The sequence below is a fragment of the Planctomyces sp. SH-PL14 genome (assembly GCF_001610835.1).
Classification (GTDB): domain Bacteria; phylum Planctomycetota; class Planctomycetia; order Planctomycetales; family Planctomycetaceae; genus Planctomyces_A.
Genome location: NZ_CP011270.1, coordinates 6001504 through 6016015, shown reverse-complemented (window position 1 = coordinate 6016015; position 14512 = coordinate 6001504). Strand labels below are relative to the sequence as shown.

General features: G+C 66.9%; 10 protein-coding genes. 7 read left to right on the top strand and 3 right to left on the bottom strand.

The annotated features are described in order from the left end of the window. Positions 1–254 precede the first annotated feature (254 nt). The 5 genes from VT03_RS23085 (at position 255) to VT03_RS23065 (ending at position 5870) form a co-directional block, all read left to right on the top strand. The gene (locus VT03_RS23085) at positions 255–1388 is read left to right on the top strand and encodes an alanine racemase (protein WP_075095184.1); all 1134 of its coding nucleotides are present in this window, start codon (positions 255–257) and stop codon (positions 1386–1388) included. A gap of 58 nt (positions 1389–1446) precedes the next feature. Continuing rightward, positions 1447–2358, top strand: a complete 912-nt coding sequence (locus tag VT03_RS23080; protein ID WP_075095183.1) for a dihydrodipicolinate synthase family protein — start codon at positions 1447–1449, stop codon at positions 2356–2358. Between the two features lie 56 nt (positions 2359–2414). Continuing rightward, the gene (locus VT03_RS23075; protein WP_075095182.1) at positions 2415–3263 is read left to right on the top strand and encodes an amidohydrolase family protein; all 849 of its coding nucleotides are present in this window, start codon (positions 2415–2417) and stop codon (positions 3261–3263) included. 118 nt (positions 3264–3381) lie between these two features. Next, complete coding sequence (locus VT03_RS23070) at positions 3382–4731, top strand: aspartate aminotransferase family protein (protein WP_156514706.1); 1350 nt, start codon at positions 3382–3384, stop codon at positions 4729–4731. 143 nt (positions 4732–4874) lie between these two features. Beyond that, on the top strand, positions 4875–5870 hold the full coding sequence (locus VT03_RS23065) for an amidohydrolase family protein (protein WP_075095181.1): 996 nt from the start codon (positions 4875–4877) through the stop codon (positions 5868–5870). Positions 5871–6163: 293 nt separating this feature from the next. On the opposite strand, the gene VT03_RS23060 is transcribed toward VT03_RS23065, so the two are convergent. Both VT03_RS23060 and VT03_RS23055 read right to left on the bottom strand, forming a co-directional pair. Beyond that, the gene (locus VT03_RS23060; protein WP_082846455.1) at positions 6164–9475 is read right to left on the bottom strand and encodes an efflux RND transporter permease subunit; all 3312 of its coding nucleotides are present in this window, start codon (positions 9473–9475) and stop codon (positions 6164–6166) included. A gap of 159 nt (positions 9476–9634) precedes the next feature. Continuing rightward, entirely contained in the window at positions 9635–11056 is a 1422-nt protein-coding gene (locus VT03_RS23055; RefSeq protein ID WP_082846454.1) for an efflux RND transporter periplasmic adaptor subunit, read from the bottom strand. Positions 11057–11413: 357 nt separating this feature from the next. On the opposite strand from VT03_RS23055, the gene VT03_RS23050 reads away from it, so the two are divergent. Continuing rightward, on the top strand, positions 11414–11971 hold the full coding sequence (locus VT03_RS23050; protein ID WP_075095180.1) for a winged helix-turn-helix transcriptional regulator: 558 nt from the start codon (positions 11414–11416) through the stop codon (positions 11969–11971). 161 nt (positions 11972–12132) lie between these two features. Here VT03_RS23050 and VT03_RS23045 read toward each other — a convergent pair whose 3' ends face one another. Continuing rightward, entirely contained in the window at positions 12133–12705 is a 573-nt protein-coding gene (locus VT03_RS23045; RefSeq protein WP_075095179.1) for a TetR/AcrR family transcriptional regulator, read from the bottom strand. A gap of 245 nt (positions 12706–12950) precedes the next feature. On the opposite strand from VT03_RS23045, the gene VT03_RS23040 reads away from it, so the two are divergent. Further along, the gene (locus VT03_RS23040; RefSeq protein WP_082846453.1) at positions 12951–14375 is read left to right on the top strand and encodes an MATE family efflux transporter; all 1425 of its coding nucleotides are present in this window, start codon (positions 12951–12953) and stop codon (positions 14373–14375) included. The last annotated feature ends 137 nt before the right edge of the window (positions 14376–14512 follow it).

Here is a 14512-nt window from a genome sequence, read left to right as displayed (position 1 = left end):
AATGAGAGACGATAGGCCTGAAGGGCCGGCCGTTCGGTTCCCCGTTCGATCGGGAACGAACGATTGGCCCGTTGGGCCGGCAGGATGCCCACCGGACCAGCCAGGGCCGGTGGCCCTGGCTGGATGAACGGTTGGCCCATTCGGGCCGGAGAGGCATCATCCGAATCGACACTGGTCCGACGTTCGCGGCTCCGCGGGAGCGTCGCCCTCCCGGGGATGCCGTTGAACGGCTCACGATAGAGACCCGCACCTCCATGAATGTTGCCCCCGATCTCCCGACGACCTCCGACTGGATCGAGCGGACGCTCGAGCTGGCGACTCCGTGCCTTGTGGTCGATCTCGGCCGCGCCCGGCGGAACGTCGCGCAGCTCGCCGCCTATGCCGCCGGGCACAACCTGGGCGTCCGGCCGCATACCAAGACGCACAAGTCGAAAGCTCTCGCCACGCTTCAGGTCGAGGCGGGGGCGGTCGGTCTGACGGCGGCCAAGGTCGGCGAGGCGGAGCGGATGGCCGAGGTCCACCGCGACATCCTTGTCGCCTATCCCGCCTTCGACCCGCACCGCGCCCCGCGGCTCGCCCGCCTTGCCCGAAACGCGACCGTCCGCGTGGCGGTCGACTCGACGGACGGGATCGACGCCCTGGCGGCCGCAGCCCGAACCGAAGGGACCACGCTCGGGATCCTCGTCGACCTCGATGTCGGCCTGCACCGGACCGGGGTCGCGACGCCGCGGGAGACTCTCGCTCTCGCGCAGCATGTCGACCGCACGCTCGGGGTCCGGTTCGACGGTCTCTTCTGCTACCCCGGCCACATCTGGGGGACCATTGAGTCGCAGCCGGAGCGGCTCGCCGCGGTCGGCGCGCTGCTGACCGAGACGCTCGACCTCTGGGAGGGGAGCGGCCTCGCTGCCCCGATCGTCTCCGGCGGCTCGACCCCGACCGCGTACCGCTCGCACCACTGCCCCGGTCTCACCGAGATCCGGCCGGGGACGTCGATCTTCAACGACCGCAACACCGTCGAAGGGGGCTACTGCGACTGGGACGACTGCGCGGCCCGCGTCGTCTGCACGGTCGTCAGCACCGCCGTCCCCGGGCAGGTCGTGATCGACGCCGGCGCAAAGACCCTCGCCGCCGACCGCTGCATCCCGGCCCTCGACTCCGGCCAGGGCTACGTCGTCGACTACCCGGAAGCCAAGATCACCGCCCTCAGCGAAGAGCACGGCCAGATCGACGTCTCCCGCTGCCCCCGCCCGCCGCGGCTCGGCGAGCGGCTGACCGTGATCCCCAACCACATCTGCCCCTGCGTCAACCTGCAGGAGGCGTTCTGGACAATCGGCGGCGACCGGCCGCCGGTGCGGTCGGTTGTGGATACGCGGGGGCAGTTGACGTGAAGCTGGGCGCGTTCAGCCGTCAGCAAATTCCGACGAGACAATTAAGAGGATGAGAGTTATGCCACGGACTGCTCCGGGAGGAATTCTCCCGGTCTTTCAGACCCCGCTTCACGACGACGAGTCGATCGACTTCGAGACCCTCAGTCGCGAGATCGCCTGGCTGTATGACCAGGGGGCGGACGGGATCGTGATGGCGATGGTCTCCGAGACGCTCCGGCTCAGCAGCGAGGAGCGGGACGAGCTGGCCCGGCAGGCGTGCGGCTTTGGCCGCGAGCGGGGGCAGGTCGTCATCAGCGTCGGAGCGGAGAGCACCCGCGTCGCGATCCGCCACGCCGAACACGCCGAACGCTCGGGCGCGACCGCCATGATGGCGATCCCGCCGGTCGCCACCGCCTGCGATCCCGCGGACCTCCTCGTTTACTTCCGAGCTCTGCTGAAGGCGACCAGCATTCCGCTCATCGTCCAAGATGCCAGCGGCTACGTTGGCCGTCCGCTCCCGATCGGGATGCTGGCTGATCTTCTCGGCGAATACGGCAGCGAGCGAATTCTCTTCAAACCCGAGGCGACCCCCATCGGCCCGCGGCTCTCCGCCCTCCGCGACGCGACGAAGGGCGAAGCGAAGGTCTTCGAAGGCTCGGGCGGCATCGCCCTCGTCGATAGTTACCGCCGGGGAATCGTCGGCACGATGCCCGGGGCGGACCTGATCACCGCCATCATCGCCCTCTGGAAAGCCCTCGAAGCGGGGAACGAGGCCCGCGTCACCCGCATCGGCTCGCTCCTGACCGACATCGTCTCGCTCCAGTGCGGCCTCGACGGGTTCCTGGCGGTCGAAAAGCACCTCCTCGTCAAACAGGGGGTCTTCACCAGCACCCGCGTCCGCGGCCCGGTCGGCTTCCACCTTGACGACGAAACGCGCCGCGAAGTCGACCGCCGATTCGAAGCCCTGATGGCAGCGGTCCAATCCAACTGACGACCCGCCCTCTACCTTCCGCCTTAAGCCTTACGCCTTAACCCCTCCGCCCGCCCATGATCGTCGACATCCACAGTCACGCCTGGCTCGACCCCCAGCACTTCAGCCCCGACTTCCGCGCCCAGGCCAAGCGGGCCCGCGCCGGGATGGAGGTCGACCTGACGGTCCACTACGAGGACTACCGCAAAACCGCGACGGCGGGAGACAAAGCGGTCGTCTTCGGCGGGAAGGCGAAGCTCAGCGGCGTATGGATCGACGACCAGTACGTCGCCGACTACGTGGCGGCCGATCCGGCGCGGCTCGTCGGGTTCCTCTCGGTCGACCCGACGCAGCCCGGCTGGGAACGGGAGCTGCGAGAAGGGCACCTGGGGCTCGGCATGAAGGGGATCAAGCTCCTGCCGATGTACGCCGGCTTCCGTCCCGACGACGAGCGGCTCGATCCGCTGTGGAAGTACGCCACCGAGCACCGCCTGCCGGTCCTGCTCCATACCGGAACGACCTTCATCGCCCAGGCTCCGCTCGAATGCACGCTCCCGCGGCACATCGACGTCGTGGCGACGCGGTTCCCCGAAGCGAAAATCATCATGGCCCATCTCGGCCACCCGTACGAAGGGGAGTGCATCGTCACGGCCCGCAAGCACCCGAATGTCTACACGGACATCAGCGCCCTGCACTACCGGCCGTGGCAGTTCTACAACAGCCTGATGCTGGTCCAGGAGTACGGTGTCTGGGGGAAGCTCCTGTTCGGGACCGATTACCCGTTCACGACGGTCGACGCCACGATCAAGGGGCTGCGGAGCATGAACGACATGCTCGAAGGGACCGCCCTGCCGCGGCTCAACATGAAAGACATCGAGGCGATGATCCACCGCGACAGCCTCACGCTGCTCGGCATTGAACATTAGGCGCCCTTCGCGCCTCTCCTATCTGTGTGCATCTGTGTTCATCCGTGGCTCAATTTCATTCTGTTTAGCCACAGATGAACACAGATAAACACAGATCAGAACAGATGGGGAGTTGATCGTGATCTCTCACGATGTCCGGGCAACGCGCATTCCGCGGTCGATGGAGCTGTACCGGCGGGCGCTCGAGCTGATCCCCGGCGGGACGCAGCTCGTGAGCCGCCGGCCGAACCGCGTCGCTTACGGCGTCTCGCCGATCTATGCCGCCGAGGCCAAGGGGGCGCGGTTTCGCGATGTCGACGGGTTCGAGTACATCGACTGGATCAGCGGCATCGGGGCGATCCTCCTGGGCTACGCCGATCCGGTCGTCGACGAGGCGGTCAAGGAGCAGATCGGCCGGGGGACGATGTACTCGGTCAACCACGAGCTCGAAGTCGAGCTGGCCGAGGAGCTCTGCCGCGCGATCCCGTGCGCCGAGATGGTCCGCTACGCCAAGTGCGGCGGCGAGGCGTGCGCGATCGCGGTCCGAATCGCCCGCGGCGCGACGGGGCGGGACAAGGTCCTGTTCTGCGGCTACCACGGCTGGCACGACTGGTATCTGGCGGCGAACCTGGACGCGGGCGCCGGCCTGAACAGCCATCTCTTCCCCGGCATCGAGCCGATCGGCGTTCCGAAGGCCCTCGCCGGAACCGCGATCCCATTCCCCCACGGGGACCTTGCGGCGCTCGGCGAACTCCTCGATGCAAACAAGGGGACCGTCGCGGCGGTCATCATGGAGCCGCTCCGCTCGGAGTGGCCCGCTCCCGGCTATCTCGCCGGGGTCGCGGCCCTCGCGCGGGAGCACGGCGCGGTCCTGATCTTCGATGAAGTCTCGGCCGGTCTCCGCTACGGCCCCGGCGGCGCGCAGGGGCGGCTCGGCGTGACACCCGACATGGCGGTCTTCGCCAAGTCGATCTCGAACGGCTACCCAATGGGGGTCGTCGCCGGCCGCCGCGAGGTCATGGAGCCCGCCGCGCGGATGTTCATCTCCAGCACCTACTGGAGCGACACGATCGGCCTCACGGCGGCCCTCACGACGATGCGGGAAGCCCGCCGCCGCGACGTCTCCCCGCAGCTCGAAGCCTTCGGAGCCCGCCTCAAGGAGCGGCTCAATACGATCGCCCGCGAGACCGGCTGCCCCGTGTCGTGCGGCGGGATCGGCCTCCACCCGCACCTCCATTTCGATATCGCCGACGCGCCCCTCCGCGCCCAGGCGGCGACGCTCTACATCCAGGAAATGGCGAAGCGCGGCTGCCACGGCTACGCCTCGTTCTACCTGAATGCCGCCCAGGGAGACGCGGAACTCGACCAGACCGCCGCCGCCGCCCGCGAGACGTTTTCCCTGATCCGCGACGCCCTCGACTCCGGGACGCTTCCGAGCCGGCTGGAATGCGATCCGCAGCAGGACGCGTTCCGGAGGTTGGTGAAGTAGTCGGGGCAGGCGCCGGGTTTCGGGGAAGCCTTGGCATGCGTTTCAGACGTTCGCGGCTCGGCGGGAGCCTCGCCCTCCCGGGTGCGTGACCCACGAATGTCCAGATCCCAGATCCTGAATCCTAGCTCCTGGATCCTTGTCTCATGACCGACTGGACTCTCACCGACTTCGACCGCGAGCTGTTCCAGCGTGAGCTCAACAGTTTCGTTCCGCCCGTACTCTTTGATGCCCATGCCCACTGGTATCGGGCCGATCACTTTCCTCCAGAAGCGCGACCGGGGCTCGTCGCTTCGGGGCCTCCGGTGGCCGGCGGCGAAGCCTTCGACCGGGAGATGGAGAAGATCACGCCGGGCCGGAAGACTGAGGGGCTCTTCTTCCCCTATCCCCATGCTCAAGTCGACGTCGATGCCGAGAACGAGTTCCTCTTCGAGGAACTGAAGCGGCGGCCCGGTTCGCGGGGGCAGATGCTCATCACGCCGCAGCAAGATCCGGAGTTCCTTCGCGAGACCGTCCGGCGGTGCGGCTTCGTCGGCCTCAAGTGCTACCACGTCTACTCATCGCGGCGGCCGACGTTCGACTCCCTGATAGAGGAGTATCTTCCCGAGCCGCAGGTCGCGGTCGCTCACGACGAGGGGCTTTCGATCACGCTGCATATGGTCCGCTCACGGGCCCTCGCCGACCGGGCGAACCAGGAGACGATCCGGCGGTATTGCGAGCGGTATCCGAACATGCGGCTGATCCTGGCCCACGCCGCGCGGGGGTTCAATGTTCATCACACGATCGAGGGGATCGAGTCGCTGCGGGGACTGGGGAACGTGTGGTTCGATACGTCGGCGGTGACGGACAGCGGGGCGATCGAGGCGATCCTGCGGGTGTTTGGGCCGTCGCGCGTGCTGTACGGGTCGGACTTTCCGGTGTCGCACCTGCGGGGGCGGTGTATCTCGCTGGGGGACAGCTTTCTCTGGATCTCGGCGGCCAATACGCAGCTGGATGTGCCGTATGGGCGGATCGAGCTGGCGCTCGTGGGGCATGAGTCGCTGCGGACGCTCAAGGTCGCGGCGATGTCGACGGGGCTGTCGGACGCGGAGGTCGAGGCGATCTTCTTGACGAACGGCCGGCAGCTGTACTCGCTTCTGTAGCCATCTCGCTCCGAAAACCGGAGAGGGAATGAGCCACGGATGAACACAGATTCACACAGATAAAACGAAGAGCGGCTCGTGCGAACTCATTAGCGAAAATTAGCGTTCCAGAACTCTTTTCGAGGAGAGGAGTCGGAACACTGATTCTCTCTAATGACCGCTAATCCAGAGACGCCGACTCGGCTCGCGCTCGGCCTGGAGGCGGGTGTCTGATCTGTGTTCATCCGTGTTTATCTGTGGCTAAAAACCGAGACGGGAAGGAGCCACCGATTCACACAGATCGGAGGGCCGGATCAGACCGACTGGAGCTCACGTTCCTCGACCGGCGGTTTGGCCTCATGACCATGCGGCGCGGGACTCGTCGGCGATGGATGACCGCCATGCCCATGCCCTCCATGACCACCATGATGGCCATGTCCCAACGATCCACCCCAGAACCGCATCGAGAGCTTCCGCAACACCAGATAAAACGTCGGCGTCAGGAACAACCCGAAGAGCGTCACCCCCGACATCCCCGCAAACACCGCCGTCCCCAACACCCGCCGCAGCTCGAAACCCGGTCCCGTCGCCCGAGCCAGCGGCAACACACCCAGGATGAACGCGAACGACGTCATGATGATCGGCCGCAGCCGCAACCGGCACGCCTCCACCGCCGCGTCAAACGGCGTCCGCCCCTCCTCCTCCAGCTGCTTCGCAAACTCGACGATCAACACCGCGTTCTTCGCCGCTAGACCGATGAGAACCACGAAGCTGATCTGCGTGATCAGGTTGTTGTCCATCCCGCGGACCCACACTCCCAGAAGGGCGAACGGCAGACAGACCGGCGCGATCATGATGATCGCCAGCGGCAGCGACCAGCTCTCATATTCCGCCGAGTGAACGAGGAACACGAACAGCACGCACAGCGGGAAAATGTAGATCGCGGTGTTCCCGGCCAGCTGCTGCTGATACGCCAGATCCGTCCACGCAATCGCCATCCCCGGCGGCAGGTTCTCCTTGGCCAGCCGCTCAATCGCCGCCATCGACTGCCCCGAGCTGAACCCCGGCGCGGTATCCCCCAGCACTTCCGCCGAAGGATACATGTTGTACCGCACGACCCGGTCCGGACCGCTCCGCCACTCGACGTTCACCACCGACCCCAGCGGCACCATCTTGCCGCTCGCGTTGCGGGTCTTGAGCCGCCGGATGTCCTCCGCCTGATCGCGGAAATCTTCCTTGGACTGCACCAGCACCTGGAACGTGCGGCCGTACAGGTTGAAGTCGTTGATGTACGACGACCCCAGGTTCGCCTGCAGCGTGTCGAAGATGTCGGTCAGCGACACCTTGAGCATGTTCGCCTTCACCCGGTCGACGTCCGCAAAGAGCTGCGGCGTCGTCGCCCGGTAGGTCGTGAAGAGCCCCGTCAAAGGCGACCCCGGCAGCGGGTTCCCCTTGTCGTCCTTCTTGGGAGCCATCTCGGCGTAGGCCGCGTTCAGCAGCTTGTCGGTCGCCTCCTGCAGCGCCTTGGTGCCGTAACCCCCGCGGTCCTGAACGAGGAACTTGTATCCGCCGGTCGTCCCCAGCCCCTGCACCGGCGGGGGCCCGATGACGAAGATCATCGCGTCCGGAATCGCTCCAAGCTTCGCCTGGAGAGCGGGGATCTGGTCCACGATCGGCGGGCCTTCCGCCTCGCCGTTCTTCCCTTCCGTCGGCAGGACGAAGATCGCCGCCGCGTTCGGAGCGTTCGAGTTCGTCGCCCCCGAGAAGCCGGTGAACGCCACCGCGTGGCCGATCCCCGGATGGCTCATGATGATCTCGTTCGCCTGCTTGACGATCGCGTCGGTCCGGGCCAGCGAGGCTCCGTCGGGAAGCTGAATGACCGTGATCAGATACTGCTGGTCCTGGGCCGGAATGAAGCCGGTCGGGACCTTGTTGAAGCCCCAGCCGGTCATCCCCACGAGCGCCGCGTAGAGGAAGAGCGGGATGAACGCCTTGCGGAGGTTCCAGCCGACAAAGCGGGCGTAGACGCCGGTCGTCCACTCGAAGGTCCGGTTGAATGCCTTGAAGAACCAGCCGAACAGGAAGTCCCACACGCGGGTGAACCAGTCCTTCGGAGCGTCGTGCGGCCGCAGCAGCAGGGCGCACAGCGCGGGGCTGAGGGTCAGCGAGTTGAAGGCGGACAGCAGCGTCGAGACCGCGATGGTGAGAGCGAACTGTCTGTAGAACTGACCGCTGATCCCGCTGATGAACGCCGTCGGCACGAACACCGCCGAGAGACCGACCGCGATGGCGATGACCGCCGCGGTCACCTCGTCCATCGCTTTGTAGGACGCCTCGCGCGGGGAGAGCCCCGCCGCGATGTGCCGCTCCACGTTCTCCACCACGACGATCGCGTCGTCGACCACGATCCCGATCGCCAGCACGAGGCCGAACAGCGAGAGCATGTTGAGCGAGAACCCGAACGCCGCCATGGCGATGAAGGTTCCGATCAGCGACACCGGGATCGCCACGAGCGGAATCAGCGTCGCCCGCCAGTTCTGGAGGAAGACGAGGACGACGATGACCACGAGGACCGCCGCCTCGAACAGCGTGTGGATGACCGACTCGATCGACTTCCGGACGAAGACCGTCGGGTTGTAGACGATCTTGTGCTCGATCCCCGCGGGGAAGTTCTTCGAGAGGTCCTCCATCATCGTCTCGACCGCCTCGGCCGTGGCGAGCGAGTTCGAGCCGGGGCGCTGCGTCATCCCGATCCCGATCGAGTCCATGCCGTCGAGGTAGCCGGTCATCGAGAAGTCGCGGCCGCCGAGTTCGACCTTGGCGACGTCCTTCACCCGGATGACGCGTCCGTCCTGGCCGGTGCGGACGATCAGGTTTGCGAACTGCTCCGGATCCAGGAGGCGGCCGAGGGTGCTGATGATGAGCTGGAAGTCGCCGGACTTCTCCAGCGGAGGCTGGCCGATGATCCCCGAGGCGACCTGCACGTTCTGGGCGCGGAGGGCGGCGGCAACTTCGGCGGTCGTCAGCGAGAGGTGGGCCATGCGGTCCGGGTCGAGCCAGACCCGCATGCTGTACTCGCGAAGGCCGAACATCATCACGCTGCCGACCCCGTCCACGCGGGCGAGCGCGTCCTTCACCTGGATCAGCCCGTAGTTCGAGATGTAGAGCTGGTCGTACTCTCCCTTGGGAGAGATGAGCTGAATGAACATCAGGAAGTCGGCCGACGCCTTGAGCGTCGTCACCCCCTGGCGGCGGACGTCTTCCGGGAGCCGCGGGAGAGCCGTGGCGACCCGGTTCTGGACGAGGACCTGCGCCTTGTCGAGGTCGGTCCCCAGCTTGAAGGTCACGGTGAGCTGCATCACGCCGTCGGTCGTCGACTGCGACGACATGTAGAGCATGTCTTCGACGCCGTTGACTTCCTGCTCGATCGGCGTCGCGACGGTGTCGGCGATGACCTCGGGCGAGGCGCCGGGGTAGACCGCGCGGACGACGATCGTCGGCGGGACAATGTCGGGATACTGCGAGACGGGGAGCGCCCGGTAGGCGATTCCGCCGAGGATCACGGTGACGATCGAGACCACCGTCGCGAAGATCGGGCGGTCAATGAAGAAGTGAGCGAACTTCATCGGAAGTCAGATCTCAGGAGAGACGCAGGCGGAACCCCGGACCGAAAGACGGTCGGGGAACGGCCGGTTGCGCGGGAATCCAGGTGGCCGCCGGGAAACACTGGGCTTCGGCGACGAAAAAGGTCCGCCGGGAGATGACTCCGGGCGGACCGGTGAAAATCAGTTGCGGGTCTCGATCACTTCCGCGATCGGCGGTGCGCCGGTGGCGGAGAACGGCGGGCGGGCTTCCCGCTCGGGCCGTGAGAGCCACTTCTCCTTCGGGACCGGGTCGCTGTCGGTCGGCAGGCCGTCCTGGACCGGCTCGATCGCCTCATCCTTGGAGACGACCGTGACGCCGGGGCGGACCCGCTGCTGGCCGCGGAGAACGATCTTCTCCGAGCCGTCGAGCCCCTTGCGGATCACCCGCAGCCCCTGGACGATCGGACCGAGCTCGATCACCTGGCGGCGGATCTTTCCGTCCGCCTCGACGACGAACACGTACTTCTCCGACTGGTCCGTGCTGACCGTGAAGTCCGGGATCAGGATCGATTCGTGACGGCCGCTTCCGGGGAGCCGGACGCGGGTGAAGAGTCCCGGCGTCAGCGAGAGATCCGGATTGGCGAGGATCGCCCGGCACCGCATCGTCCCGGTCTCGGGGTCGAGGCGGTTGTCGACGAAGTCCATGTGCCCCGGATGGGGGAAGGCGTTCGGCTCGTTGCCGAGGCCGATGTAGACCGGATGCTTCACCTGCCGCGAGCTGCCGAGTTTTCCTTCCTTGGCCAGCTGCTCGTACTTGAGGTAGGAGCTCTCGTCGGCGTCGAAGTGGCAGTGGATCGGATCGAGCGAGACGATCGTCGTGATCAGCGTGGACTGGGCCTGCCCGCCGCTGATCAGGTTCCCCTCGGTGACATGCCGCGAGCTGACGCGGCCGGTGATCGGGGCTTTGACCTGCGTGTACTCGAGGTTCAGGTCCGCGACGGCGAGGGCGGCCTGAGCGGCGGCGACGTCGGAGTCGGCGGAAGCGACCTGCGTGTTCGAGAGGGTGAGCCGCGCCTGGACCGCCCGGAGGTTCGCCTCGGTCTTGCTGACTTCGGACTCGGTGACGTCAAACTGGTCCTGCGAGAGGGCGTTCTGCTGGGCGAGCCGGCGGGACCGCTCGTGCTGCTTGTTGGCGAGATCGAGCTTGGCCTGCGCTTCCTGGATCTCCGCCTCGACCTGGCCGACGGTCGCCTTGGCCTGCCGGACGAGCGACTGGGCCCGGTTCACTTCGGCCTGGGCCCGGCGGACTTCCGCCTGGAACGGACGGGGGTCGATCACGCAGAGCAGCTCTCCCTGCTTGACGATCTGCCCTTCCTCGAAGTTCGTCGAGTCGAGGTAGCCGCTGACGCGGGCCCGGACTTCCACGAAGTCAATCGGGTCGAGCCGGCCGACGTACTCGTCCCATTCGACGATCGAGAGCTTGACCGGGGAGGCCGAGACGACCTCCACCGGTGGGGGAGCCGGGGGTGGCGCGGGCTGCGAGCAGCCTGCCGCCAGGAGGAGTCCCGCTGCGACAGCGCCGCTCCGGAGCGCCGACGCGACGGCATGACGAAATGACTGCATGTGTGGTCACTACCCCGACGAGGTGTAGAATCAAAGGTGTCGAGCGGGACGGTCGACACAACAGCGAACCGGGCCTTCCTCTCTCCGGTTCTTCCTGAACGAGCGAGGGGGTCGGCCGTCCGCGCGTGCGGGACGCCGGAACGGACGAACAGGTTCGGTGAGAAATCCGCCACCGGGCGGAATCCCTCCGAGGGACGCGGAACACTGACGATGGAAAATGCTGGCCCGGACGAAGGGAGTCCAGCCGCCTCTCCGACATTCACGGGTCAGACGGTTTGGCAGGCCAATCGACGTAGTTTGCGCGACCGGCCAACGATTGTCACTACCATCATAATAGTAACACGCTAAGATTTGTCAATGCAGAGAAAACGCGTTGGCCATTGCGAGTGTCCGATCGCCCGGTGCGTCGACCAGATCGGCGACTGGTGGAGCATCCTGATTCTGCGCGACGCCCTGGAAGGGGTGACGCGGTTCGACGCGTTCCAGAAGAGTCTCGAGATCGCGCCGACGATTCTGACGCGGCGACTGAAGGGTCTTGTCGACGACGGGCTGCTGGAGAAGCGGCGGTACAGCGAGCATCCGCCACGGGACGAGTACGTCCTGACCGACAAGGGGCGGGACTTTCAGCCGGTGCTGTTCGCGCTCCTGGCGTGGGGGAGCAAGCACTTTTCCCCCGAGGGGGCGAGTGTCGTCATCAAGGATATGCGGAACGACACGATTGCGGATCCGGCGTTGATTGACCGCAACACGGGGCGCGACCTGAGTGACCCGGACTTCCGGCTGGTCTGCGCCCCGAGCGCGAGCCAGGATTTTCGGGAGAAGATGGAGCGGCACGCCCGAACGAAGGCGGCGGCCCAGTCGGCCGCGACCGCCCGCAGCTCGAAGGCGGCGCGTAAGCCGTCCGGCTCCCGCTAGCTGGCCCCGGTGAGATTTGGGGGCGGGTTGTTAAACACCAAGGCACCAAGGAGGCACCAAGATCACTAAGAGCTCATCTCGCAGGCGGACGTCTTGGTGCTCTTGGTGAGATCTTTGTGTCTTGGTGTTTAACCTCCGCAGCCGATGACGAAGCACGTCATCTACTTCTCCTGGAACGATTCCCGAACCGCGCGGAGGATCTCCGCCGACAGCGCCGGGTCGTCCACCGCCCGCGCCAGGACCATCGCTCCAACGACCGACGCCCAGCCGCGGATGGCTTCTCGTCGCTGCTCCTTCGGCGGACGGCCTGTCAGCTTGGAGGCCAGGCGTTCGAAGGCGCGGCGAATCCCCTCGGTGAAGGAGCGGCGGACCTCCGGCGACTGGCGCGAGACGTCGACCGCCAGGCAGGGGAGGGGGCAGCCCTGTCCCGGCGCGTCGCGGTGAGCTTCGGTGAGATACATCTTCGCCAGCCCGGCGAGCGGGCCGCCTTTCTTCTCGCCTTCCAGGACCGCGTTCCACCACTCCTCTTTCCCTTCGAAGGCCCGCTGGCAGGCCTGGGCCATCAGGTCCTCTTTGGACTCGAAGTGGCCGTAGAAGCCGCCGTGCGTGAAGCCCGCTTCCCGCATCAGGTCCGCGACGCCGATGCCGTCCAGGCCCCGCTCGCGGAAGAGTCGGGCGGCGGTGTCGAGGATCTGTTCGCGGTTTTTCGCCGCCTGCTCGCGGGTCACTTTCATCGCTCGCTCCCCTGCTCTTCCGGGTCCCGGCCACCGTCCGGAACCGCCGGACCAAGCCGCGACGCCGCGGCCCCCTCTTGACACGTTACATGACGACCATCATGATTCCGCCGTATTGATGTCGACCGTCATTATAGCACGGCGACGACGAGTCGCAGCGCCGCGGTGACGAGAAGTCGCGGCGACCGCGGTCGACATCCCGCCGAATCCCTTCGGCCCACCGCCCTGCTCCCGTGAGGTCTCCGGTGTCTTCCGTTTCTTCCGAGACCGCCATCGAGCGGTTTGTCGCCGCCGCCACAGCAGACCGGCCCGAGCCGGCGAAGCCGCGGGCGGCGGAGGCGATGCTCGACGGGCCGGTCCTGCCGACGCTCCTCCGTCTGGCCGCCCCGACGATCGCGCTGATGTCGCTCCAGGGAATCGTCTCGGCGGGCGAAACGGCGTTCATCGGCCGGCTCGGTCCTTCGGCGCTGGCGGGAGTCTCGCTCAGTTTTCCGCTCGTCATGCTGATGACGACGCTCTCCGCCGGCGCGTACGGCGGCGGAGTCGCGTCGCGGGTCGCCCGGGCGCTCGGGTCCGGCAAGGTTGAGGAGGCCCGCGGACTGACCGGGACGGCGCTCGGCCTCGCGGCCCTGATCGGGGTGGCCTACACGCTCGCGATGCAGCTCGGCGGCGGAGCGATCTACCGGGCACTCGGCGCGTCCGGCCCTTCGCTCGCGGCGGCGGTCCGGTATTCGGACCTCCTGTTCCTGAGCGCGACGCCGTTCTGGATCTTCGGCGCGGCGGCGAGCGTGCTCCGCGGGACCGGCAATGCCGCTTATCCGGCGCTCGTGGGAGCGGTCGGGGGTGTCGTGACGCTCGCGGTCTCGCCGCTGCTGATCTTCGGAGCCGGTCTGTTTCCGGGGCTCGGGATCGCCGGAGCGGCGGCGGCGATTGTGGCCTACAACGTCGCCGCCATGCTGGCCCTGCTGCGGCCGCTGTGGCGGCCGGGCTCGGTCGTGCGGCCGGCGTGGTCGATGCTGATCCCCCGCTGGCGGCACACGGTGGAGATCCTGCGGATCGCGATCCCGAGCGGCTGCGGGACGATCCTGACGAACGCCACGGTCCTGGTCCTGACCGGTTTCGTCGCGCCCTTCGGCGAAGCGGCGACTGCCGGCTACGGCGCGGCGGGGCGGCTGGAGTACCTCCTGATCCCGGTCGTGTTCGGGATCGGCTCCGCTCTCGTTCCGCTCGTCGCCGCCAATGACGGTGCCGGCCGCGCGGACCGGGTCCGGCAGTTCACCCGCGCGGGCGCGCTCCTGGGGATGGCGGTGTGCGCCGTCGTCGGCCTGACGGTCGCGATTGCGCCGCAGCTCTGGATGGGGCTCTTTACGACGGATGCCTCGGTTCAGGCGATCGGCGAGTCTTACCTGCGGCGGGTCGGGCCGGCGTTCCCCTGCCTCGGACTCGGCCTCGCGCTGTACTTCGCCTCGCAGGGTCGGGGAAGAATGGTCCCGCCGCTCCTGGCGACGTCGACGCGGCTCCTGATCTCGAGCGTCGGCGGCGCGGTCGCAGTGCGGCTCGCGGGGGGATCGCTCGACAGCGTGTTCCACGTCATGTCGGCGGGACTGGCGGCCTACGCGCTGATCATGGTCTTCGTCATGCGGCGGGAACTGGGGCTGAGCGCGAGCTGACGACACTAGCCCGAAGCGCCAGCGAGGGACGGTGCGGGGAATTCCCTCGCTGGCGCTTCGGGCTAGTGTGAGGTGTGAGGGTGCGAACAGAACCTGGGTCTGGCTGACGACTGACAACTGAGAACTCAAAGGAACTT